Origin of the sequence: Longicatena caecimuris, assembly GCF_004341945.1 — a bacterium.
GTDB classification, from domain to species: domain Bacteria; phylum Bacillota_I; class Bacilli_A; order Erysipelotrichales; family Erysipelotrichaceae; genus Longicatena; species Longicatena caecimuris.
The window spans coordinates 72623-96012 of the sequence record NZ_SMBP01000005.1; the positions used below are offsets into that span (position 1 = coordinate 72623).

The 23390-nt window shown below is 37.6% G+C and carries 19 protein-coding genes; 6 read left to right on the forward strand and 13 right to left on the reverse strand.

The annotated features are described in order from the left end of the window. Positions 1 to 6 precede the first annotated feature (6 nt). Positions 7 to 2379, forward strand: coding sequence for a ribonucleoside triphosphate reductase (locus tag EDD61_RS04385; protein WP_132224221.1), 2373 nt, complete (start codon positions 7 to 9; stop codon positions 2377 to 2379). 321 nt (positions 2380 to 2700) lie between these two features. On the opposite strand, the gene EDD61_RS04390 is transcribed toward EDD61_RS04385, so the two are convergent. Then, the gene (locus tag EDD61_RS04390; RefSeq protein ID WP_132224223.1) at positions 2701 to 3543 is read right to left on the reverse strand and encodes a radical SAM protein; all 843 of its coding nucleotides are present in this window, start codon (positions 3541 to 3543) and stop codon (positions 2701 to 2703) included. Continuing rightward, positions 3543 to 4217 carry a DUF5680 domain-containing protein gene (locus tag EDD61_RS04395; protein ID WP_132224225.1) on the reverse strand — a complete coding sequence of 225 codons (675 nt, stop codon included), beginning with the start codon at positions 4215 to 4217 and terminating at the stop codon, positions 3543 to 3545. Before EDD61_RS04395 ends, EDD61_RS04390 begins: the two co-directional genes overlap by 1 nt. A gap of 692 nt (positions 4218 to 4909) precedes the next feature. On the opposite strand from EDD61_RS04395, the gene EDD61_RS04400 reads away from it, so the two are divergent. After that, a complete protein-coding gene (locus tag EDD61_RS04400) occupies positions 4910 to 5590 on the forward strand; it encodes a dihydrofolate reductase family protein (RefSeq protein ID WP_119983254.1) in 681 nt (226 codons plus the stop codon). 111 nt (positions 5591 to 5701) lie between these two features. On the opposite strand, the gene EDD61_RS04405 is transcribed toward EDD61_RS04400, so the two are convergent. The 9 genes from EDD61_RS04405 to rbr form a co-directional block, all read right to left on the reverse strand. Continuing rightward, on the reverse strand, positions 5702 to 6358 hold the full coding sequence (locus EDD61_RS04405) for a Crp/Fnr family transcriptional regulator (protein WP_119983253.1): 657 nt from the start codon (positions 6356 to 6358) through the stop codon (positions 5702 to 5704). Positions 6359 to 6386: 28 nt separating this feature from the next. Continuing rightward, on the reverse strand, positions 6387 to 8198 hold the full coding sequence (locus EDD61_RS04410; RefSeq protein ID WP_132224227.1) for an aryl-sulfate sulfotransferase: 1812 nt from the start codon (positions 8196 to 8198) through the stop codon (positions 6387 to 6389). A 69-nt stretch (positions 8199 to 8267) separates the two neighbouring features. Continuing rightward, positions 8268 to 9443, reverse strand: coding sequence for an NAD(P)/FAD-dependent oxidoreductase (locus tag EDD61_RS04415; RefSeq protein ID WP_132224229.1), 1176 nt, complete (start codon positions 9441 to 9443; stop codon positions 8268 to 8270). Next, positions 9440 to 10903, reverse strand: a complete 1464-nt coding sequence (locus EDD61_RS04420) for a Na+/H+ antiporter NhaC family protein (protein WP_119983250.1) — start codon at positions 10901 to 10903, stop codon at positions 9440 to 9442. The genes EDD61_RS04415 and EDD61_RS04420 overlap by 4 nt, the downstream gene beginning before the upstream one ends. Positions 10904 to 11003: 100 nt before the next feature. Further along, positions 11004 to 11684, reverse strand: coding sequence for a sporulation protein YunB (yunB, locus tag EDD61_RS04425; RefSeq protein WP_008979635.1), 681 nt, complete (start codon positions 11682 to 11684; stop codon positions 11004 to 11006). After that, positions 11656 to 11973, reverse strand: a complete 318-nt coding sequence (locus EDD61_RS04430) for a hypothetical protein (RefSeq protein WP_008979636.1) — start codon at positions 11971 to 11973, stop codon at positions 11656 to 11658. The genes yunB and EDD61_RS04430 overlap by 29 nt, the downstream gene beginning before the upstream one ends. 186 nt (positions 11974 to 12159) lie before the next feature. Beyond that, positions 12160 to 12837 carry a potassium channel family protein gene (locus EDD61_RS04435; RefSeq protein WP_008689238.1) on the reverse strand — a complete coding sequence of 226 codons (678 nt, stop codon included), beginning with the start codon at positions 12835 to 12837 and terminating at the stop codon, positions 12160 to 12162. Positions 12838 to 12851: 14 nt separating this feature from the next. Then, positions 12852 to 14249: a TrkH family potassium uptake protein gene (locus EDD61_RS04440; protein ID WP_119983249.1), complete on the reverse strand. Its 1398-nt coding sequence runs from the start codon at positions 14247 to 14249 to the stop codon at positions 12852 to 12854. A 366-nt stretch (positions 14250 to 14615) separates the two neighbouring features. Further along, positions 14616 to 15152, reverse strand: coding sequence for a rubrerythrin (rbr, locus tag EDD61_RS04445; RefSeq protein WP_008689243.1), 537 nt, complete (start codon positions 15150 to 15152; stop codon positions 14616 to 14618). Between the two features lie 426 nt (positions 15153 to 15578). On the opposite strand from rbr, the gene EDD61_RS04450 reads away from it, so the two are divergent. Then, the gene (locus EDD61_RS04450) at positions 15579 to 17669 is read left to right on the forward strand and encodes a glutamine synthetase III family protein (RefSeq protein WP_132224231.1); all 2091 of its coding nucleotides are present in this window, start codon (positions 15579 to 15581) and stop codon (positions 17667 to 17669) included. Between the two features lie 325 nt (positions 17670 to 17994). Here EDD61_RS04450 and EDD61_RS04455 read toward each other — a convergent pair whose 3' ends face one another. After that, entirely contained in the window at positions 17995 to 18360 is a 366-nt protein-coding gene (locus tag EDD61_RS04455) for a sporulation initiation factor Spo0A C-terminal domain-containing protein (RefSeq protein WP_132224233.1), read from the reverse strand. Between the two features lie 543 nt (positions 18361 to 18903). Between EDD61_RS04455 and EDD61_RS04460 the strand changes: the two genes are divergently transcribed. The 3 genes from EDD61_RS04460 (at position 18904) to EDD61_RS04470 (ending at position 22076) form a co-directional block, all read left to right on the forward strand. Further along, a complete protein-coding gene (locus EDD61_RS04460; RefSeq protein WP_120136530.1) occupies positions 18904 to 20580 on the forward strand; it encodes a Na/Pi cotransporter family protein in 1677 nt (558 codons plus the stop codon). A 165-nt stretch (positions 20581 to 20745) separates the two neighbouring features. Continuing rightward, the gene (locus EDD61_RS04465) at positions 20746 to 21177 is read left to right on the forward strand and encodes a GNAT family N-acetyltransferase (RefSeq protein WP_132224235.1); all 432 of its coding nucleotides are present in this window, start codon (positions 20746 to 20748) and stop codon (positions 21175 to 21177) included. Positions 21178 to 21191: 14 nt separating this feature from the next. Then, entirely contained in the window at positions 21192 to 22076 is an 885-nt protein-coding gene (locus EDD61_RS04470) for a damage-control phosphatase ARMT1 family protein (protein WP_132224237.1), read from the forward strand. Between the two features lie 67 nt (positions 22077 to 22143). Here the strand turns inward: EDD61_RS04470 and EDD61_RS04475 are convergent, their stop codons facing one another. Further along, positions 22144 to 23355, reverse strand: coding sequence for an AI-2E family transporter (locus tag EDD61_RS04475; protein ID WP_132224239.1), 1212 nt, complete (start codon positions 23353 to 23355; stop codon positions 22144 to 22146). Positions 23356 to 23390: the final 35 nt, after the last annotated feature.

Below are 23390 nucleotides of genomic sequence, written 5' to 3' on the forward strand. Positions count from 1 at the left end.
AAAACTATGTACAAAGTAATTAAAAGAGATGGAAAGGTTACCGATTTCGATATCGCCAAGATTACCATAGCCATCACCCAGGCATTTGAATCTGTCCAGCGCCAATATCATCCAAGTGTTATTGATATGTTGGCATTGCGTGTCACCAGTGATTTTGAGCCAAAAATCAAAGAGGAATGCATTCATGTCGAAGACATTCAAGACAGTGTAGAGGATGTATTGATTCAGGCAGATTATGCCGATGTCGCAAAATCTTATATCCTGTATCGTAAACAGCGTGAAAAGATCCGCAATATGCGTTCGACGATCTTAGATTATAAGGACTTAGTTGACAGCTATGTAAAAGCAACCGATTGGCGTGTCAAAGAAAATTCGACGGTCACCTATTCCGTAGGCGGTTTGATCTTAAATAACAGTGGTGCCATTACCGCTAACTATTGGCTTTCTGAAATCTACGATGATGAAATTGCCAATGCTCACAAGAATGGCGATCTGCACATCCATGATTTAAGCATGTTAACTGGTTATTGCGCAGGTTGGTCATTAAAACAATTGATTCAGGAAGGTCTTGGCGGTGTGGTTGGCAAGATTACCTCAAAACCGGCTTCTCATTTAGCAACGCTTTGTAACCAGATGGTAAACTTCTTAGGCATCATGCAAAATGAATGGGCAGGTGCACAAGCCTTTTCTTCCTTTGATACGTATTTAGCACCATTTGTAAAAGTTGATAACCTTGACTATGATCAGGTAAAGAAGTGTGTGGAATCCTTCATTTATGGTGTTAATACCCCTAGCCGTTGGGGCACACAGGCACCTTTCTCTAATGTCACCTTAGACTGGACCGTTCCAAATGATCTGGCTGAAATGAACTGTATCATAGGCGGCAAAGAAGTAGACTTTAAATATAAGGATTGTAAAAAAGAGATGGACATGATCAATAAAGCCTTTATTGAAGTCATGTTGGAAGGCGATGCCAACGGACGTGGTTTCCAATATCCAATCCCAACCTATTCCATCACTTCTGATTTTGATTGGTCAGATACCGAAAATAATCGTTTATTATTTGAAATGACAGCGAAGTATGGTACTCCTTATTTCTCTAATTATGTAAATAGTGATATGGAACCAAGCGATGTGCGCAGCATGTGCTGCCGTCTGCGCCTGGATCTGCGTGAATTACGAAGAAAATCTGGTGGATTCTTCGGTAGTGGAGAAAGCACAGGTTCTGTTGGTGTTGTAACGATCAACCTGCCTAGAATCGCCTATTTAGCTAAGAGTAAAGAAGAATTCTATAATCGCTTAGATCATTTAATGGATATCAGCGCACGTTCTTTGAAAACAAAACGTACGGTTATAACCAAATTATTAGATGAAGGTCTGTATCCTTATACAAAACGTTATTTAGGTACTTTTGAGAACCATTTCTCAACCATTGGTTTGATTGGTATGAATGAGGTCGGCTTAAATGCCAACTGGCTGCGAAAAGATCTGACTCATAAGGAAACACAAGAATTCGCAAAAGAAGTTTTAAATCATATGCGTGAACGTCTGGTGATCTATCAGGAAGAATATGGTGATCTATACAACCTGGAAGCAACACCAGCTGAATCTACGACCTATCGTCTTGCAAAACATGATAAAGCACATTATCCAGATATCATTACCGCAACAGAAGAAGGCAATAGCCCTTACTATACCAATAGTTCACACTTGCCAGTAGGCTTTACGGAAGATATCTTTGATGCTTTGGATGTACAGGATGAATTGCAAACATTATATACATCAGGAACGGTATTCCATGCCTTCTTAGGTGAGAAACTTCCAGATTGGAAAGCAGCTGCATCTTTGGTACGCACCATTGCCGCAAACTACAAACTGCCATATTATACTTTATCCCCTACGTATTCCATCTGTCCAAACCATGGCTACATCACCGGTGAACAATACACTTGTCCTCACTGTGGTGCTAAGACCGAAGTATGGAGTCGTATCACAGGATACTATCGACCAATCCAAAACTGGAATGAAGGTAAATCCCAGGAATATAAAGAACGTAAGGAATATGATATCGGCCACAGCGTCTTAAAAGGAAGAGATGTGTTCGCCCCTCAAAAAGATGAGGAAGCGAAAAAACCAGAGGTACAACCTAAAAAAGTCATGCTCTTTACCACAAAGACATGTCCAAATTGCAAGATTGCTACCACATGGTTAGAGCAAGCAGGCATTCCTTATGAAAAAATTGATGCTGAAGAAAATCAGAAGCTGACAAAACAATATAAGGTCATGTTAGCTCCAACCTTGATTGTTGCCGATGAGCAGGACTATCAGGCATATGCCAATGCCAGTAATATTCGTAAGTTTATAGATGCTCATAAATAAAAAATATCTTTTCAAATGTGATTCAATTTAAGTAGTTAAAAAGAAGATTGCAACTATGATAAAAAATAGCGGACAATCTTCTTTTTCATATCTCTACTAAGTTAGCATATCCTTTACTATCCTTACGAAAAAGTATCTTATAAGTTATTAATTAAATAGATCCTAACTCCTGTATGAATTGCTAAAACTCTGGTATAAAGGTTTAGATTGAACAGCTGTTTATCAGCTTATGACATAACCATTGAACAATCTGTTGAAATACTCGTTCTTCATTGTCTATAAATTCAATAATAAGAATATTCCCATGTTTAAGACCTCCTATCACATATCATGCTTATTATCCATTTTTTCTTTAACCAATCTAGCATGATAAAAGTAGTTGATGTATTTTAGGTTTAACTCATCGCAATAAACATTTATAGAGCTTGCTAAATTATCCCAATAAGCATTATCTTTCTGCAAAAATATTTTTCGATACTCATTTGCCAGATTGCTATAATATTTATCAATATAAGTAAGTATAGTTTGTTTATAAGAACCTCTAAGGTTTAGATTTTCAAACCAATATTCATTTACAATATAGCTTGTTTCTTCTATGATTTTCTTCCAATCAGTAATATATGGAAAAATAGGAGATATAAACAAAACAGTATATATTCCTGCTTCATGTAGTCTTTTTATGGTATATAATCTATTAGCAATCGCACTAGCATTATCCATATCTTTTCGGAATGTTTCATTTAACGTATTCAGAGAAAACGCCACTTTAAGATTTGGGATTTTTTTTAGAATCTCAATGTCACGTAATATTAAATCTGATTTAGTGGAAATGGTTATTTGACAATCGATATTTATTAACTGTTCTAATATTTTTTGAGTTTTGCAATACCTTGCTTCATATTGATTATAACAATCTGTTACAGACGCTATGAATACCGATTTACCTTGAAGCCTTTTTTTACTTATAGGTTTATCACATTCCTTTATATCTATAAAAGTTCCCCATTCCTCTGAATGGCCTGTAAATCTTTTCATAAAACTAGCGTAACAATATTTACAGGCATGAGGGCAACCAACATATGGATTTATGACATAATCACTATCTGGAAGATTTGATTTTGTCAAATAATCTTTTGTATTGATTTGCTTTTCGATAATTTTCATCAGCTTATAACGCCTCCATGAAAATAGCATTCATAAATTTTCTCTTTCAAATAAAAGATTTCTTCATATCCTTGAAACCAAACAAATTCGCCTTCAACTTTGCAATGATAATGATAATCGCCCTTTACAAAAATTTTAGGACCCCGATAAGGTGCGTCAGCAGAAACACTTAATAAGGCTTCTTTTAAAAAGTCATTATCAAAAAAATCTCCTGTTATTCGTCCAGCATAGTTCATGCTCCAAATAGGCTTATCAAGATACCAAACAGCCTCAGAACCAGAAAATTTCTCTCCCCCTAAATATGTATCTAGGTACTTATATCCGTTTTCACTATAACTATAATCATGAGATTTTGTTCTTGATGAAGCAACTTTATTTCCATTTATTGGATAAGTGTTTTTTTTGGCATAGATTAAAAAAGAAATCATTTCATTTATGTCTATTTCTGCACCTTTATAAATGGGTAGATTACATTCATCATCATCTTTAACAATTCTATCAATCGCTATACCGTATAATTTACTTAATGCTATCAATCCATTTAGTTCTGGAATTGCCTGTCCATTTTCCCATTTGCTTATAGTTTGACGAGCTATACCAAGTTTATCGGCTAATTGTTCTTGCGAATATCCATTCTTTTTTCTCAATATTTGTAACTTTTCTTCTAATTTCATAGATACCACCTCTAGTTATTATTATAAAGGTTTATAGAGGTGTAATCTACCATCATACAGACACAAATATGTCACTAGTAATAGACAATAAAGTGCTTACTTTGATTATAAAGAGGCTTTTATACCTTACGAAACTGATAAAGCTTTTAAATATTTAACGATATTGCTATCTTTTCTTTCTTGTTTCATCCCTGATGGATAATTTCCCTGTAAATTCTCTGCTAGCTGATTGCCTTTAATCTTCAACATAATGTAGTTTAATACCGCCAAGAATAATCTTGTCCAATGCAAAGTGCTGTACCATATCTTTACATATCTAAAAATATCAACATAGCAAGGTTTATTAAATAAGTAGTAAAATGACTTCTTAAATCCTTTGAACATGCTGATAGACACTGTATTTAGGGAATCATCAATTTTTTTATTTTTTCTGGAATAGTCTTAGTTTCTCCTAATAAATATTTAAATTTATATTGGCCTAGCCGCGTCTTATTTAGATAATTTATAATGTTTTTTGCATCTATAGTATTTTAAAAGCATATATGTTATCATTACCATAATATCATTGAAAAGCCAACTAAATAGAAGTCAATAAGTCAAATGACTTTCTGTTGGCAATAGATGAAGAATTTGAAAAGAAATATATGTATACTGAAAACAATGAACACACTGCTAAACTAGGAGATAGTAAAATGAACAGACCACTTACCACCCTCTTTATGTTAATGAGCGTAGATGGAAAAATTAGCACCGGTGCAACGGATGAATTAGATGTTGATCTTGATTTTCCTAAACTGAAAGGACTCAAGGAAGGGCTACATCAATATTATGAAATCGAACAAACCACAGATCTATGGTGCTTAAATTCCGGACGTGTACAAGCTAAACTTGGAGTTAACCAGCGACCAATGCCACAAAAAACACCGGTATCTTTCGTAATCATTGATAACCGGCATTTAACCCTACAAGGAATACGCTATTTCTGCGCCTTATCAAAAGAATTTGTACTCGTTACTACGAATCGACAACATCCTGCATTCACCCTGCAAGAAACTAATCTGCATATACTTCAGCAACATGAACTTGATTTATCTGCAATTTTTAAAACACTTTATACCGATTACGGATGTCAACGTCTCACCATCCAAACAGGTGGTACCTTGAATGGACTTTGCCTTAGAGAAAAGCTGATTGACTATGTAGATATCGTTGTTGCTCCGGTACTGATTGGCGGTAAAGATACTGCTACTTTGATTGATGGTACTTCATTGATGTCAACGAAGGAACTATCTCACTTAGGTATCTTAAAACTTCTTCATTGTGAGGTTTTAGAAGATTCCTATCTGCGCTTATCCTATCAAGTGATTTCTTGATTCTGAATAATTTTCAAGACTTTGATTAAGATGTATACCAAGTGTTCACCAAAAAAGAACCAATCGGTTCTTTTTTGGTTTTTGGCTATCGTTATGTGCATACGTAATTTGCTATAGCAAATCCTCTAATGCTCTTTGATTTAATAAAACCAGATTATGTCCATCAATGCGAAAATATCCTAAAGCTTCCATACGCTTGATTTCCTGGTTTAGAGAAGAACGTGAAACACGCAAGGTATTTGCCCACATCGTTTGTGACTTTGGCAAAGGAATATGTTCATTTTGCGAAAGATTATTCATGCCAATCAACCAATATGCGACACGCTCTTGAATCGTCTGATAATTTAAACAGTTTAACAACATCTGATTCTTTAATCCACGTTTTGAGATATAGAGCATAAAGGAATACATCATTTCGGAATCTTCCTGTAACATACGCTCAAAAACAGAAGTCGCTATCCATGCAACTTCTGTTTTCTTAACTGCTGCCAATGTATACGTATATACTTTTTTGCCAGTGAAGTAGAGAAATTCGGGAAACACATCACAATCTTCAAAGTAAGCACTGCACAATTCACAGCCATTTACGGTATACAGATTTGCCTTTAAGATGCCATCCACCACGATTCCGAATTCATCAATCGGTGCTCCTGTTGGATGGATGATTTCTGCTGTTTTATAGCTTTGATAACGAAAGGCTTTCCCATATACGGGATGATGTAAACAGCGATATGCGAAAGGTGTCTGTTGCGATATACGGTTTTCCAAGGAAGTCTACCTCCTGCCTCATGTAGTTTTATGCAAATGCCTGATCTAAGAAATCACAGACATCATCGTAATCCCGTTCTCCATTAAAGCGTTGTACTTCTTTTCCATGACGATAGATTGCCACAACAGGAATCCCCTGTACATGACATGCATCCACAATGTCCTTATTTTCATCCACATTGACATAGCGGATATGGAAACTGCTGTTAAATTCATCCTGCAAAGCTTCCTCTAATACCGGATGCAACGCTTTACAATGAACACAGCGTTCAGCACCAAACAAGACAAGCACTGGTTTATCATTTACCTTTAATACTTTTTCATTCCAATCCGCAAAGCTGTTTACCGGTTCAAATAAATCCGTATCTACGCTAAATACTTTCTCACGCTTGCTCATGTCTTCTTCATCATCGGTCGCAACACAAAGAGCTACATCCTGATAATAAGGTAAAGTTCCCTCTACATCAATAATCTTCTTAGCACCAAAGGCACCGGCATTTGGTACACGATAGGTAATATTATCAATTTTAGGAATTGCAACTTCCTGTGGTGTTGGTTCTTGCGGTACATAACTGTATGGATAACGATATGCACGATAGATCATATTATTCTTTGGTCCGGTTTCATTATGGGTATAATAAGGTGAAATCCATTCCCAAACAATTTCATGTTCTGCCGTTACTTCTATTATACGACCATCGCTGCCTTCTGTCACTAGGGTATTTCCATTTGGCAAACGCTGGGCACTGGATACATAAGGGCTGTAAAATTTACTAGCATCGGTAGGAATTGCATGACCGAGTTCTTTTGGGGTCAGCTTCCAAACAACTTCCAATGTAATTGGATTGAATTCTAATACACGGCTATAATCGCGCAGCGCATTTTTAGTTCCGTTTTTAGAGCCTGGATTAGGAACGCCATAACCTCCCCAACCACCATTATCAAACACTAACAGGTTGCCTTCACCAGGAAGACCTTTAGGAATCATGTGGAAGTGATGCTGTCCAATGATCCAACCTAATTTCTTCAATTCCGGTGTTGCGTTAAAATCAGGACCGATACGCCAAACAATCTTACCGCTTTCCTTATCTAAGATTGCTAAAATATTGGCTTCACGACAATCAAAGATAATATTATCCGGTTTGAAACGGTTATCCCCTTGATCATACCATTTGTTAGGTCCAAGATAGCTCATGCAATTCACATGCAGATAATCACCGACACCGCCATCAGATGAACGCATATTCGGATCTCTTGAAAGGATATTTAAGGCTGCTTCATCAAAGCCTAATTCATCAAAGTGATCGGTAATAGACCATTTCCATAAGATATTGCCTTCCCAATCGACTTCGATCATACAATCATCTAACAGCTTTTTATCTGAAATCTTAGGATTATGCACTGTTTGATGTACGAGAATCAACGTATTTCCTTCTAATGGTTTGGCATCCATGCCTGGCACATAATAGCCGACAGGATTTCCTTCACGCTGGTAATCGTGATGCTGGCGTGCCATCCAGCGATGATCTCTTCCCGGGTCATTGATTTCTTCAAATTTATCAAATTCCCATACAATATTTCCATCATAATCAATCTCAATCAGGTTAACACCATCCTGCATACCATAGTCTGGATGACGGTAACCGGAAAGGCCCATCACATAACCTCCTGGCAATAATTTTGGTGGCATGGCATGCATATTCCAACGACGGATTTCATTTCCATTCATATCAAACAACAAGACACCATCATTAATCAACGGTACGATCGTATACCCACTCCAACATTTTTTTGGATCATAAACAGTAACTCCATGAGGGAAAACACTTGGCTGTCCCATAACTCATTCCTCCATTCTTTCTTTTATTCATCAGCATTCTTTGCTGTATGAGCCATTTTTCTATTTTCTTTATAAAGATTCTTCGATGCGTTCTACTTGGCCGTTTTCATAATAAGCGGCTGCTGGTACATTGTGCATTTGCAAGCGTTCATACAATAAACTTTGGCGTGTGATATCCTGACGTATGACATGATATGTTTCACCAAGCTTTTCTTCCATCTTCGTAAGAACATCAATTTGTGCACTATCATATGGATTGTAGAACAGAAAGGCTACTTTGCCACTGTCCGGTGTTAGGATAGCATCAATCTGTTTCTTTTCTTTCACATAGCGCTCACTGGCCGTTGCCGCAATCGCACCATCGGCGGCAGAAGTTACAACCTGTCGTAAGAAAGTTTGAGTACAATCACCAATTGCATAAATGCCAGCCACATTGGTTTCTTTCTTTTCATTTACCTTGATATACCCTTTCTTATCACAGGCAACCAAGTCCTTTACAAATTCGGTTTGCGGTACCATGCCGACAAAGAAGAAGATACCATCGGCTTTTACTTCCATGCTTTCATTGGTGACAACATTCTTGATGACTAGGCTTTCGACTTCCTCTTTCCCCTTAATTTCCTGTAAGGTAGAATTCCAAACGAAGTGAATCTTTGGATTATGGAAGGCCGTTTCTGCTGCGACTTCATTACAATCAAGATGACCTTCTTCATGTAAGACGATGATGGTGACCTTACTTGCAAAGTTTGTCAGATAATCGGCTTCTTCAATTGCCTGATCTCCGGCACCCAACACATAAATTTCTTTGCCTTTGAAGAATTCCGCATCACAGGTTGCACAATAGGCAACACCATGTCCAGCAAATTCAACTTCACCAGGAATACCTAAGATTCTTGGTTTTGTACCGGTATCTAATAACACGCACTGTGCTAAGAAATCTCCACGGCGTTTGGTATGGATCACAAAGCTTCCATCCGTTGCTTTTTCAATGCCGGTAACCGTTGTACGCTTGAATTCATTTGTTGCATAGCTGCGTGCATGTTCCTTGAATTTTTCCATCAATCCAGCACCGCTATCAGAAATTGTGCCCGGATAGTTACGAATCTCTCTAGTGTCATTGATTCTTCCACCATAGCTGCCTTTTTCAATCAGCAGTGTCTTGCGCTGTGCGCGGCCTGCATAGATAGCAGCTGCTAATCCGGCAGGGCCGCCACCTATAATAACAACATCATACATTTCACTCATCTTTCACCACTCCTTTGCATATGCAAGCTATGTTTCACTTTTTCTCTATGTCGGCCCAGACCAAATACGACCCAGGCGATACAGACAAGTGTTAACAACAAACAGTAATATGACGATATAAAGATTTGCCACGGTGTAACATTCGGCAGCATTGGATTTTTCGCTGTCATTTCCGCAACGACTGTTACAGCACCCATGACAAAGGCCGAATTGATTGGGACAATGGCAGTCACATTGGTTGCCATCGCAGTTAACAGAATACTTCTTCGACTGGCAGGAATCTCAGCCTTTTGTCCAACGGTATCTGCCACATCTTTAAACATGATGATCGAAGGTAAGACACAGCCCGCCAGTAAGACATTTACCACACCTACACCGATGGCGATGATGCCTTCTGCCCCTGCCGGCTTTTGGATCATCTTACGACTTAGCAAAAAGTCACAGCATTTCTGCATCATGCCGCCTTCAACTGCGACCTGAATCAAACCATATAACAAAATGGTAGATAGGATGATATCCGTTACGCTAGTAATACCATCGAAGAATACCCCATGCAGCTGTTGGGTCGTTGTATCAATGAAGAAGATATCCGACATTTGGAAAATGCCGGTTACTAAGCCAATGACGATACCGGTAAGAATACCTCCACTCACTCCCATGAACAAATCACTTGTCTTAAAGCAAATAAGCAATAAGACAACGATAGGCAGCAGCATCCATAAGCCTGAACGATTAGAAAGCTTGCTTAATTCTGCCACATGCTCTACCGCACTTGTATCACTGCCTAAAAAATAAAAGAGAATCATGGAAACAATACCGGCGAAAAGGATATACGGCAAACGTTCTTTCATCGTTTCGATTAAATCCGCGCTCTTTTGGGTATGGGCATCGTGTTGCGAAGCAATGGTCGTATGGATAACCTGCGAACTTGGTGATAAAGCATCGCCAAAGAAGATGCCACTCATCATTGCCCCCAATAACACAGCAGGATTAGCCCCTAGCATGATACCGGCCGGATAAAAAATCGGTACCACCGCTAATAACGCCGCAATCGGTGCACCTGCGCCCATTGAAATAATACTGCAGCCAAGGAAACAAAAGACCACAAAGGCACCACCATGCAAATCTAAATGCAAACTGGCCCAGATAAAGCCACCGCCGATGCCTCCTGTCACTAACACCTTAGAAAAGATACCAATCACCATAAAAATCAGAATGAGCCGAGCATTTCCATACTGTGCTAATCCTCGTACGATGGCATTCCAGTATTCCTTTTTCTTACGGCAAAACAAATAACCAATAAAGATGGAAACGATGGCCGCAAAGATCAGCACTTTCATAGAATAATACTGAAATCCTATCATGATAGCTCCTCCTAAAACCACATAAAGGAGAATAGGAATCATCGCCAATTCTTGACGACCGTAGAAGGTTAGGGATTTTGTCTGTTCGACATTCATAATCGCACCAGCTCTCTTTTAACCAGTTCTATGATAACACTCTTATTTTTATAAAACATGTTGGATATCCAACACTTTTTTACATTTTGTGAATAAAATATCAATTATTTGTAAGCGCATACGGTGTGATTTCCGGTATGTCCCCATTTACCACTTGAATGATGATGGGAAGTTCCATTTTCGTCTTATATTCACTCACACTTAAAAACGTGATGACTTGTGCATCCACATGAACAACAAGGGAAATCTTAATCATCGTATTATTGATACCATAAGGTTTTGCCTCTGTTTTGATTTCTCCGGTGACATCGTTGAGCATCTTCATACGTATCTTAACCTTCGGTCCTTTATCATAAAACAAATAAGTTTTCGTAAAATAACCGATTGGTACTTCATATAAGATTCCATCTTCATAAAAGACCTCTTTAGTTGTCGGATCTTTTTTTCCATCCTGCGCTGCCAATAAAGATTCATCAATTGTATTTAAAGCGGAGTACAATAGCGCATTTAGTTTTGCCGAATCATACTCTACACTTGTAATCTGATTTGCGCTATTACGTTCCACGCGCAATAGATCGTCACTTTTATATTCCATATCACTTAATACCTCTTTCACGATATTATTGATAGCAAAACCGGTATGCTGCTTGGCAATCGCCTGTAGCTGAGGTTCAATGGTATGGTGAAAAGCTGTTATCATTTGAAAAATGATCAATAGAAGAACGATGAAAAGAAGTAAAAGTTTTCCTTTTTTATATCGTTTGATCCTTACCTTCTTCACAAAGAATCACCGCATCTTTCGCTTTCATGCCGATGGTAACGCCTTTTTCCTTCGCTATGTGATTCATGGACATAATCTCACTATCTAAAATGCCGGCAAAGCCAAAGGTATAGCGACATAAAAGTACGGCTACCGGACGATCCAAACGTTCAAAATAGTCCATGGAGAAATTATCCTGTGCTAAGATCGTATGTGTAGAAATGATAAAATGAATCGGATATTGAGGCAGATTGATATAAATACCTGCGAAATGATACTGTCCTACCGTAATACTTTTGACTTCAACCATATACGCATTCCTCCTGTTGTATAGTATATGAAAAAACAAATAAATCTTGTCAGTGAGATAAAGGTAAACAAGTAACACGAGGAACAATCGTATTTTCATCAGGCCTTTTTTAATTGCGAAAAAGGATATAAAAAAACACCGTCACATGAGACGATGTTAGGTTTCCATAACGTTCTTGATAAAACTTTATAATTCATCTAAGAAATCAAAACGATCTAACGTATTGCAATCAGAAATCACAACCAAATGATCCTGTGCTTCTATGCGATACTCGGCATCCGGACATACATTCAAATGTTCTTCTAAATAGCCACGTATTCCTACGACGTTAATACCATACTTACGACGCAGATCTAATTCAATCAATGATTTCCCTACCCATTGTTTCGGTGTCGGTATTTCCACAATACTATATTCACTGTCTAAATCAACAATATCAATGATATTTTTTCCTAAGACACTTTTCGCAACCTGTTCGCCCATTTCTTTTTCCGGACGGACCACTTTATTAGCTCCCAATTCAAGAAATATTTGCATATAACGTTTATTTTTCGCCTTGGCAACAATATAAGGAATACCTAATTCTTTTAGATTGATAATTCCCATAACACTTTCTTCCAAATGGTTCCCCATACTGACAATTGCCACATCACAATCCTGAATACCGGCAGCTCGCAGCTGATCGATATCTGTGATATCACACTGCATGGCCTGTGTGACAATATCGGCCATACGATTCACACATTTAATATCGCTGTCTACTGCGATAACATCGCAATTATAACGACTTAATGTTTTGGCAACGGTTGATCCGAAAATACCAAGTCCTAAAACGGCATATTGTCTGTCTGTATATTTTTTCATATTTTTTTCTCCTTTTAACCAACAATGATATTTCCATTAGGATAGGAAACCTTCGTACTTTTATCAAGGCCAGGTTTTGGTCTGGTAAGTGACAAGATCAGTGTCGAAATACCAATTCTTCCCACATACATCAATAAAATGATGATCAGTTTTCCACCTACTCCTAAAGTAGCCGTAATGCCTAAAGATGAACCAACGGTCGCCATAGCGCTCACCGCTTCAAAAGCGAGTGAGATAAAAGGTTTTCCTTCCACAATATTTAATAAGAAGATACCTGTTAACAGCGTTACCAGATTAATAAAGAAAATACCCATCGCACGTATAACAATACTGTTGCCAATCGTTCTGCGTAAGACAACCGTCTTTTCACGACCCTTTAAGGCACTCAACATATAAATAACGATAACAGCAATCGTCGTCGTTTTAATACCACCGGCGGTACCTCCGGGAGAACCACCAATGAACATGACGACCATCATCAAAAGATCGGTTGCAGGTCGTAAACCACCATAATTAATCGTAGTAAAACCGGCTGTACGCAACGCGATGGATTCAAACATCGCCGTCATTGTCTTTTCGAAGATATTGAAATCACCAAGCGTATGAGGATTAGCAAATTCTAACAGTAAAATAAGCAATCCTGGTACTAAGATCAGCGTCAGACTGACCGAAATAACAATTTTCGTATGCAATGATAAAGAGTGTTTAAACTTTTCAAAGCTAATTTGTCTTTTTACTAAAGGCTTGATCTTATCACGGATATCAAACCATACGGCAAAACCAATACCGCCGAGTACGATAAGTCCCATAATGGTGAAACACATGAGCGGATCATGAACATACTGTTGCAGACTGACTGATCCTAAGGTATCAAAACCGGCATTACAGAAAGCCGAAACAGAAAGAAACACCGCCTTAAACCCGCCATCGAGTAAACCAAAACGCGGAATCATGCGAAAAGCAATCAAAATCGCCCCAACAGATTCAAAAAACAAGGTATAATATAAAATATCTTGCAGGAATTTCTTCATATTGACCACATGATCCTGATTCAGCATTTCCCGCATAACGATTTTTTCATTCATGGATAAGCGATTGCGAATGATTAGGACAAAGACAGCCATAAAGGTCATTAAGCCCAAACCACCGATCTGAATCAAAAGCAGAATGACGATTTGTCCAAATGTATTAAACGTATCCGCAACGGTCACCGTAGAAAGTCCTGTAACACAAGTTGCACTGGTTGCGGTGAATAATGCATCCAGCGGATGAAAAAAGCTTCCATTTTTTGTCGATATCGGCAACGTCAACAATAATGCCCCGCAAAGAATGACCAATAAAAAACTTGCGGCAATTTTTTGCGCAGGAGACATTTTTTTAAAGTTGAGCAGCGAATGTATGAAGTTCGTCATAGCTTGTTCTGACACCTTTTCCCTTCGTTAAATATCTATTTTAGAAATTGGATTGAATTTCTTATGTTCTTGCTTAAGATGTATCATATTCATTTTACACATTTCCACATTTTTTACAACACTTGCATAAACAATTTTTACAAGAAATCGTTTATGGTTTAAGGAAATGTGTTTAAAAGCTTCTCTTAAACATATAGAAAGTACTGTTCCTCATCCTACACTACCTTATATATATTTAAGAAAATTGCTATTATGATTTTAGCACACTCTGTTACATAACAGGAATTTTTTTCGAAACATTACCAAAAACAAGATACTACCAGATAGAAAAAAGAGGATACCGCCTGGATATCCTCGATAAATTTACTAGTAATTCTCGTTACGTACTTCAAAATAAGAACGTGGATGATTACAAACCGGGCATACTTCTGGTGCTGTTTTGCCAGTATGCAAATGACCGCAGTTTAAGCATTCCCAAACCGTTTCTTCACTCTTTTCAAAAACGGTACCATCTTCGATGTTATTCAATAATGCCGTATAACGTTGTTCATGTGTTTTTTCAATTGCCAAAACACCTTCCATTGTATCTGCGATATCATCGAAACCTTCTTCACGAGCTTCTTTTGCCATACGAGCATACATATCTGTCCACTCATAGTTTTCACCGGCAGCGGCATCTTTCAGATTCGTCACAGTATCAGGCATACCATCATGCAATAATTTAAACCACAATTTCGCATGTTCTTTTTCATTGTTAGCCGTCTGTTCAAAAATATTGGCAATCTGTACATAGCCGTCTTTCTTAGCCTTAGAAGCATAATACGTATATTTGTTTCGTGCCATGGATTCCCCGGCAAATGCTTCATTCAGGTTTTTTTCCGTCTTTGTTCCTTTTAAGTTCATTGGTAGATCCTCCTTTTCTTGATGATGGATACAACCATGTATATGAAAACTCCTTCACACTTATACCTTGGTTACGCATCATCAGTTTCTATACTTATTGTACTCTGTTTTTTTTGATTTTTCATCTTTTTTGCTAATTTTTTTAAACTATTTGTTATGTTTCTTCCTTCCTCTGCACTGATATTTCTAACATTTCTATAGCATTTCGCTATACTTTCGCTATACTTATAAAAAAAGGCGGTACTGTTTATATCAGAAAATCTTCACGATATCTCCTTTTATCTTATTTTTTTCACATAATTAGCGATTATTTTTTGAATAAGAACCATTATTTTAGAAAATTAATGAGAATTTTCTTAATTTTTTTGAATCTACTATACATATTTAAAAAAATAAAGTAAAATCAATACATAGGAGGATCAAACTATGACAGAAAAACACCCTTTTGATGATTTCGGTATCAATTTGTTTAGTGAAAGCGTGATGAAGGAATGTCTGCCTCATCCCATCTATACAAAATGGAAAACAGCCACCCGTAAAGAAGATGCTTTAGATCGCAATACAGCCGATGCGATTGCCCATGCGATGAAAACCTGGGCCATGGAAAAAGGCTGTACCCATTTTACACATTGGTTTCAGCCTTTGACTGGTTCAACAGCAGAGAAACACGATTCTTTTATAGAACCAGGAGATCATAATCAACCCATTTCACGTTTCTCAGGAAAATCGTTGATTAAAGGGGAAGGTGATGCTTCTAGTTTTCCAAGCGGTGGCTTGCGGGCAACCTTTGAGGCACGCGGCTATACCTATTGGGACTGCACCTCTCCAGCGTTTATCAGAGATAACGTATTATGCATTCCGACGATCTTTGTATCTTATAATGGGGAAACCTTAGATAAAAAAGCTCCCTTATTAAAGAGTGCGGAAGCCATCAGTAAACAGGCTACCCGTATCGTTAATCTGTTTAAAGATAAAGATATCAAACGGGTCAATGCCATGGTTGGCTTGGAACAGGAATACTTTTTGATTGATAAACAGCAATATCAAAAGCGTATGGATCTTATGCATACCGGACGCACCCTGTTTGGCTCCATGCCGCCCAAAAGTATGGATATCCGCGGTCATTATTTTGGCTCGATTCCTGAGCGCGTACAAGCGTTCATGAGTGATGTAGATAAAGAGTTATGGAAACTGGGAATCTATGCAAAAACCGAGCATAATGAAGTAGCACCGTGTCAATTTGAAATTGCCCCTTTATTTATTGATGTCAATGTCGCCATTGATCAGAATCTGATTATCATGGATGTCTTAAAGAAACAGGCTGATCGCCATGGCTTTGCCTGCCTGTTGCATGAAAAACCATTTCAAGGTGTGAATGGCAGCGGTAAGCACAATAACTGGTCTTTGGTCACTGATGATGGACAAAACCTGTTAGAACCCGGCGATCGCCCACATGAAAATATTCGCTTTTTGCTCTTTGTATGCGCCATTATTGAAGCTGTTGATACTTATCCGGAATTATTACGTATGGCAGCTAGCTGCTACGGCAATGATTATCGCTTAGGTGCCGATGAAGCCCCTCCAGCAGTTATTTCCATCTGTATGGGAGATGAATTAGAAATCATCTTAGAAAAGCTGCGCAAGGGTGAACATGAATTAAAGAACGAAGTAGAAACACAACCTTATGCGATTGCCAATTTGTCCTATGTGCCAAAGGATACCAGTGATCGTAACCGTACTTCACCATTTGCCTTTACCGGCAATAAATTTGAATTCCGCATGGTTGGCAGCAGCCGCAGCGCATCCACGACAAACATCATTCTCAATACCATTGTCGCAGATTCTTTAAGTCGCATAGCCGATGAATTGCAAAATTATAAATATATTGATGATATCCGCAAGAAATCCTTAACCATCTGCCGCAACATTTTACAAAAGCATCACCGCATCTTATTTAGCGGAGATGGTTACAGCGAAGAATGGTTAAAAGAAGCTGATAGACGCGGATTGCCAAACATTGCACATTATATTGATTCCATTCAAGCATTGATTGATGATAAAGCCATTGCTATGTTTGAAAGAAATAAAGTATATAATGAATTAGAATTACAAGCCCGTGTCGATATTTTAACAGAAGAATACCGCAAATCAGTGAAAGCAGAAGTATTGACCTTGTTGAATATTTCTAAAAAAGAAATTCTGCCGGCTTTAGTAAAAGAAATCAAATTTTATAGTGATGCCCAGAATTCACTAGGAATAGAAAATGCTTATTATCAGCGAAAGATCAAACACCTGTTACAATTATTACATGATTTTGATGAATATTATCACGAATTAAAGGAAAAAATGGAAAATCGCGAACAGCATCCGGAAAACCGCGCAAAAGCAAAATATCTGGATACTGTCGTATTACCTGCCATGGATGCTTTACGAACGGTCATTGACAATATTGAAGAATCAATTTCTCGTGAACATTATCCATTCCCGACGTACGACGATATGTTCATGGCAATGTAGAACATTTCCTCAGAATTGAAAGAATGTTAAGGAAAGTCAGAAGGACGACGTCTATCTGGGTTTCCTTTTCTTTTCCCTTTTCATTCGCAAACTTTCATAGATTGAAAGAAACTTTGAAGTTAACTATCATAAAGCAGGATCCTTTCCAAAAACCTTGTAAAATATAACAGAAACTATTTATAATAAATGCATACTCCTTCTAGCAATTCATGTAAATTACGTGCAGAACAATCGTTTCCATCTTACGCTACAATACCTGAAACAATTACGAAAAAAAAGCAGTACACCATTTCGATATACTGCTATTGGTCTTTGCCTCGTTGTTCTACATATGCTCGATGTTCAAGTAGTCCACGATAAGAGCTATGAACTCCTTGTTTGTTGGACGTACTTTACGGCCGTCAACCGTATTATGAAAGATGCACATAATCTCATCCATATCACCGCGCAGCCATGTGATTTCAATAGCAACACGAATCGTACGCTCCACACTTTGAATCGATGTATGATGACGCTTTGCGACGAGTGCGTATACATCATTGATGATATGGTTTAATCTTGTGATATCTTGATACACTAGAATAATGGCATCTCTTACATAATAAAAGCCCTTGATATGAGCAGGCATACCAATATCATGTAAAATATCGGTAACTTCTTTGATTAATATCTTCTTTGTTTTTATGACCATCCTATAAATCCCCCTTTGTTGAAAGGCAAAGACCGCTTTAACTTTAATTATTCTGAGCAGATAAATAAAGTCGATTTGTAGCGATTTTTATTTTTTTGGGAAAAATACCGATAAGAATTAACTATGAAAAAACAACCTTTTTTCATTTCAGTTATAGAATAAAAAAAAGGAAATGGAGCAATATTCGAATAAGAGCACAATAAAAGCGATTCATAAGTAAAAATGCATAAAAAAGATATCCAAATTGACTGTCAAACAAGTGTCCTTTATAAAATTTGCACATTTTCCATCTTATCGATAAAATAAGAAGCCATTTATTTTTTATATGCTTTAGATTACAAATACCGTTCAAAAATTCACCAATAGCCAATTTTTTTAAATCATCATATGATTATCATCCTGTTAAACAACCAGCAAACAAACCTTTTCTTGCTTTTTTTATTTTCCTGTGAAAAATTAACAGACTCTTAACAATACTTATATTGTAGGAACTTAAAAAGTCCATTATACTTTTACTGGATGTAAACAGGAGGTTAAAATTCCATGACTTTTAACAATTTACTCGCCTTATTAGGCGGTTTAGCTTTATTCCTTTATGGAATGCATATGATGAGTGCCGGTTTAGAACAAGCTGCCGGTGATCGCATGAAAGCAATACTGGAAAAGCTCACCAGTAACCCTTTCTTAGGCGTTATCGTAGGCGCTGTCATTACAGCCATCATTCAAAGTTCTTCTGCAACTACGGTAATGGTTGTCGGCTTTGTGAACTCACAGTTAATGACATTAAATCAGGCTGTCTGGATTATTATGGGTGCCAATATCGGTACGACGATTACCGGACAATTAATTGCCTTAGATGCCAGTAAGATTGCCCCTTTGGTGGCAATACTCGGTGTTGTGATGGTTACGTTTATGAAAAACAAAAAGGTCAATGCTTTTGGGGAAATACTGGCAGGCCTTGGGATTCTTTTTATCGGTATGGATATGATGAAAAATGCGATGGTCCCTTTACAACAATCCGAAGCGTTCATTCATGCCATGACAACGATTTCCAATCCTGTCTTAGCAATTCTGTTAGGTGCCGGTTTTACTGCCTTGATCCAAAGCTCCAGCGCATCGGTTGGTATCCTACAAGCATTGGCAATCAGTGGATTGATTCCTTTAAGCTCTGCAATTTATATTATCTTTGGACAAAATATCGGTACCTGTATTACCGCTGTATTGGCATCTCTTGGCGCAAATCGCAATGCCAAACGTACCACGATCATTCATTTATCCTTTAATATCATCGGAACAATCGTCTTTTTGATCTTTGTTCATCTTGTGCCGTTTGTAAGTTGGATGGAAACCATTACTTCCAATCCAGCTGCTCAAATAGCCAATACGCATACCGCATTTAATATTGTCACCACCTTATTATTGTTGCCATTTGGTAATAAGCTCGCAAAACTGGCTCAACTCATTCTGCCGATAAAACCAGAGGAAATAGAAGATGCCGGCTACAACATTCCATTGACTTTTATCGATGAAGACAACATCGGTAGTGTCCCTATCGCGATTTCTTCCTTACGTAAAGAAGCCTTAGCCATGTTAAAGCTGACAGAAACCAATTTGCAGGAAAGTATGCAGGCTTTATATGGAGAGCCATTTAAACTAGATAAAATCAACAAACGAGAAAAACGCATAGATTTCATTAATTATGAAATCACCAACTACATGTCAAAGGTCAGTTCCTTAAAAATGAACGAAAGCGATTCTACCACCTGTAATGCTTTATATAAATGCTTTGCTGACATTGAACGTATTGGCGATCATGCCATCAATATCATTCAATATGCCATAGATGGCAGCGAATATAAACTCAGCAGCAGTGAATGGATCAAGGATGAAATAAAACAACTTGAAGAGCTGTTAGAAAAAAGCTTCGCTCTTTTGTTTACCTATCGTTTAGATTCACAAAATGATTGTTACGAAAAGATTGAACGTATTGAAGATCGTATTGATGAGTTAACCGCAAATTATCGTCAAAAACAAATCGAACGTTTATATGAAGAGAAAATCAATGCGAAAGATTGTGTCATCTATTCGGAAATCATGACGGATATTGAACGTGTTAGTGATCATATCATGAACATCATCCAAGAATGCAAGCGTTGCAACTTCACATTGAGTGATGAATTATTTGAAAGTGGTATTGCTGCCTTAAATCCAGCGTCTTAAGAAAGGACATTACGTCCTTTTTTATTTGGGATAAGCGTCATGCGAAGCTTACAAAAAAACGATAACACGCACTGTTGCTGTCTCATACAATTTGAAGCAGCAAAGGAAAGCAAACCTTGGTTATTTTTTCTAAAAGCTTTATAATAGAACAAAGGAGGTATGCATATGCCATGTCGTTTTATTAATATTTCCAATGATCTAAAAGCCATTACGAAACTTATTCAGAAGGAATTGGGTTATGGGGCAATGAATGAAGAAGATGTCTTGATTCAGCTGAAAGCCATGGAAAAAAGCGATCAGTATCAAAGCATCGTCTTTGAAAAAGATGGTGAAGTGCTTGGCTTTGCAGGATTGGCATATCTTTATGCATATGAAACCAAAGGACAATACGCAAGATTAATTGCTCTGGCTGTACGCGAGGACAAGCAGCATACCGGTATCGGAAGCAGCCTTTTAGCCTATGCGCAAACGTGTGCCAAAGCACATGCGGCTAGTGATATTGCCATCAGCAGTGGTTTATGCAGACAGCAAGCACATACCTTTTATGAACAAAAAGGCTATAAGAAAAAAGGATATACATTTACAAAACAATTATAAAGGAGTTGATGAGCATGGAAATGAATGCCCGCTGTATTGCTTGTTTAATTAAAAAACAGGATGAAAAAATACGAAAAGAAAACGATGAAAAAAAGAAGCTTTCTTATATGAAAGAAGTTTTGCATATCTTAGGAAACAGCAAGGATGAAGAAACCATGCCTTGGCTGTCTAATCAAATCGATGCTTTATATGCTAAAACCTTTCCACATGCTGTATTGCCCTATGCCGCCATCAAAAAACATTATAATGAAATGATGTGTGCGATGGAAGCGGATATCCGCAAACAGATACAGTGCAAAGAAGATGCACTTGCATATGCCATCCAATTGGCAAGAGTCGGCAATTATATTGACTTCGGTGCTTTGGATGAGGTTGATGCGAATTTCTTTTTAGATTTATTAGCAAAAGCCGATGAAGATGTGTTGGATTCCCAGAAATATGCCGCATTAAAACAAGATTTAGCAAATGCCCAGCGTCTTTTATATATTTGTGATAATTGTGGTGAGATTTTGCTTGATAAATTACTCATTGAACAATTGCAATTCCAATATCCTCACCTTAGCATCACCGCGATGGTACGTGGGGGTGAGGTCATTAACGATGCCACGATGATAGATGCACAGGATGTTCATCTGCAAAGTATCTGTCATGTGATTGATAATGGTATCGCCATGGCCGGTACGGATATTCGTCATATCAGTCAACAAGCCTTCCAGGCCATTCAGGATGCAGATATCATCCTTGCTAAAGGACAGGCAAATTTTGAAACCTTATGTGGTAATGGATTGCCTGTCTATTACTTGTTACTATGTAAATGTGATTTATTCGCAGAACGCTTTTCCTTACCTAAATATAAAGGCGTATTATTCCATGAGGATTCACCTTCTACATCACAATAAGCCAAAAGAGAAGAACAGCCGACAAGATCTATTTGATCATTATGCGACTGTTCTTTTTAAGTATTCTTTATTCATCATCACGAATAATTTCTTCAAATTCCTCTTCTTTTTGTTTAGCATCCTTTTGGGCCTGAAAGCTTAGTTGTTCCAAAGACAGTTTTTTCTGTTTTAAACGATAATTCACAAATTCACGAACGGCAGCATAGATAACAGCAAAGCAAGGAACTCCGATAAACATACCGATGATTCCAAATAAACCTCCCCCTACACATACCGAGAATAAGATTCCAATACTTGGTAAACCAAGTTTATCACCTAAGATCAAAGGTCCTAAAATATTGCCATCAAATTGTTGTAATACGAAGATGAATAAAGCGAAATATAAAGCTGTGATCGGATGAATGATAAAAAGGATCACAATGCCCGGCACAGCTCCAATGAAAGGACCGAATACCGGTATCATATTCGTAACACCGACGAATACAGACAATAATAAAGCGTATGGGAACTGAAAAATTAATGAACCAATATAACACAAGATGCCGATAATCAAAGAATCAATTGCCTTTCCTACGATGAAGTTATTAAAAATATCCCCGCTGGCAAGTGTCATACGATGCAAATATTCCGCTATTTCTATTGGGAATAAGGCATAATTGATACGTTTTGCATATCCCATTAAACGTTCCTTATCAATCAGCATATACAAACCAGACATAATGCCTAACACGATGTCCAATAAGGTCGAACCAAATTGATATGTATACTTTAACATTTTTGGTACTGCATCCGTGACAAACTCTGTCATTCTGGTCAGCAGATTATTTTGTGACAGCATCTTTGTGATTTCCTCTGCCGCAATTCCATTTTCTTCGATAAAATCATTGATAAACTCCTGCGTATCTTCCATATAGCCAGGAAAAGCCTTTACTAAAGATAAGATGCTCTCCATCAATTGCGGAATCAGCATTGCCAAGAACGCCCCAACAATGATAATGCCTAATAAGACAGCCAGGATTGCCGCAATATTGCGTCGATGCTCTTTTTTCAGCGGTAATTTTCCTAATAACTTATACTCAATAAATTCCATCGGTTTATTTAACAAAAAGGCAATAGCAAATCCCAGAATAAAAGGTGTTGTTAAAGAACAAATACTTTTTATGCCATTCCATAAAAGTGAAAACTTATCGAATGCGAAAAAAATGGTAATGCCTGCGGCAATGACAATAATGGCCATCCACATCTTCTTGCGCATTTCTTGTGTTATTTTAATTTTCATACAGTCCCTCCATCCCTTTTATTTTAGCATAGAAC

Coding starts and splice junctions, on each gene's coding strand:
- EDD61_RS04385 (WP_132224221.1), top strand. CDS start 7: ATGTACAAAGTAATTAAAAGAGATGGAAAGGTTACCGATTTCGATATC.
- EDD61_RS04390 (WP_132224223.1), bottom strand. CDS start 3,543: ATGAAAATTATCGAAAAGCAAATCAATACAAAAGATTATTTGACAAAA.
- EDD61_RS04395 (WP_132224225.1), bottom strand. CDS start 4,217: ATGAAATTAGAAGAAAAGTTACAAATATTGAGAAAAAAGAATGGATAT.
- EDD61_RS04400 (WP_119983254.1), top strand. CDS start 4,910: ATGAACAGACCACTTACCACCCTCTTTATGTTAATGAGCGTAGATGGA.
- EDD61_RS04410 (WP_132224227.1), bottom strand. CDS start 8,198: ATGGGACAGCCAAGTGTTTTCCCTCATGGAGTTACTGTTTATGATCCA.
- EDD61_RS04415 (WP_132224229.1), bottom strand. CDS start 9,443: ATGAGTGAAATGTATGATGTTGTTATTATAGGTGGCGGCCCTGCCGGA.
- EDD61_RS04420 (WP_119983250.1), bottom strand. CDS start 10,903: ATGAATGTCGAACAGACAAAATCCCTAACCTTCTACGGTCGTCAAGAA.
- EDD61_RS04430 (WP_008979636.1), bottom strand. CDS start 11,973: ATGGTTGAAGTCAAAAGTATTACGGTAGGACAGTATCATTTCGCAGGT.
- EDD61_RS04435 (WP_008689238.1), bottom strand. CDS start 12,837: ATGAAAAAATATACAGACAGACAATATGCCGTTTTAGGACTTGGTATT.
- EDD61_RS04440 (WP_119983249.1), bottom strand. CDS start 14,249: ATGACGAACTTCATACATTCGCTGCTCAACTTTAAAAAAATGTCTCCT.
- rbr (WP_008689243.1), bottom strand. CDS start 15,152: ATGAACTTAAAAGGAACAAAGACGGAAAAAAACCTGAATGAAGCATTT.
- EDD61_RS04450 (WP_132224231.1), top strand. CDS start 15,579: ATGACAGAAAAACACCCTTTTGATGATTTCGGTATCAATTTGTTTAGT.
- EDD61_RS04455 (WP_132224233.1), bottom strand. CDS start 18,360: ATGGTCATAAAAACAAAGAAGATATTAATCAAAGAAGTTACCGATATT.
- EDD61_RS04460 (WP_120136530.1), top strand. CDS start 18,904: ATGACTTTTAACAATTTACTCGCCTTATTAGGCGGTTTAGCTTTATTC.
- EDD61_RS04465 (WP_132224235.1), top strand. CDS start 20,746: ATGCCATGTCGTTTTATTAATATTTCCAATGATCTAAAAGCCATTACG.
- EDD61_RS04470 (WP_132224237.1), top strand. CDS start 21,192: ATGGAAATGAATGCCCGCTGTATTGCTTGTTTAATTAAAAAACAGGAT.
- EDD61_RS04475 (WP_132224239.1), bottom strand. CDS start 23,355: ATGAAAATTAAAATAACACAAGAAATGCGCAAGAAGATGTGGATGGCC.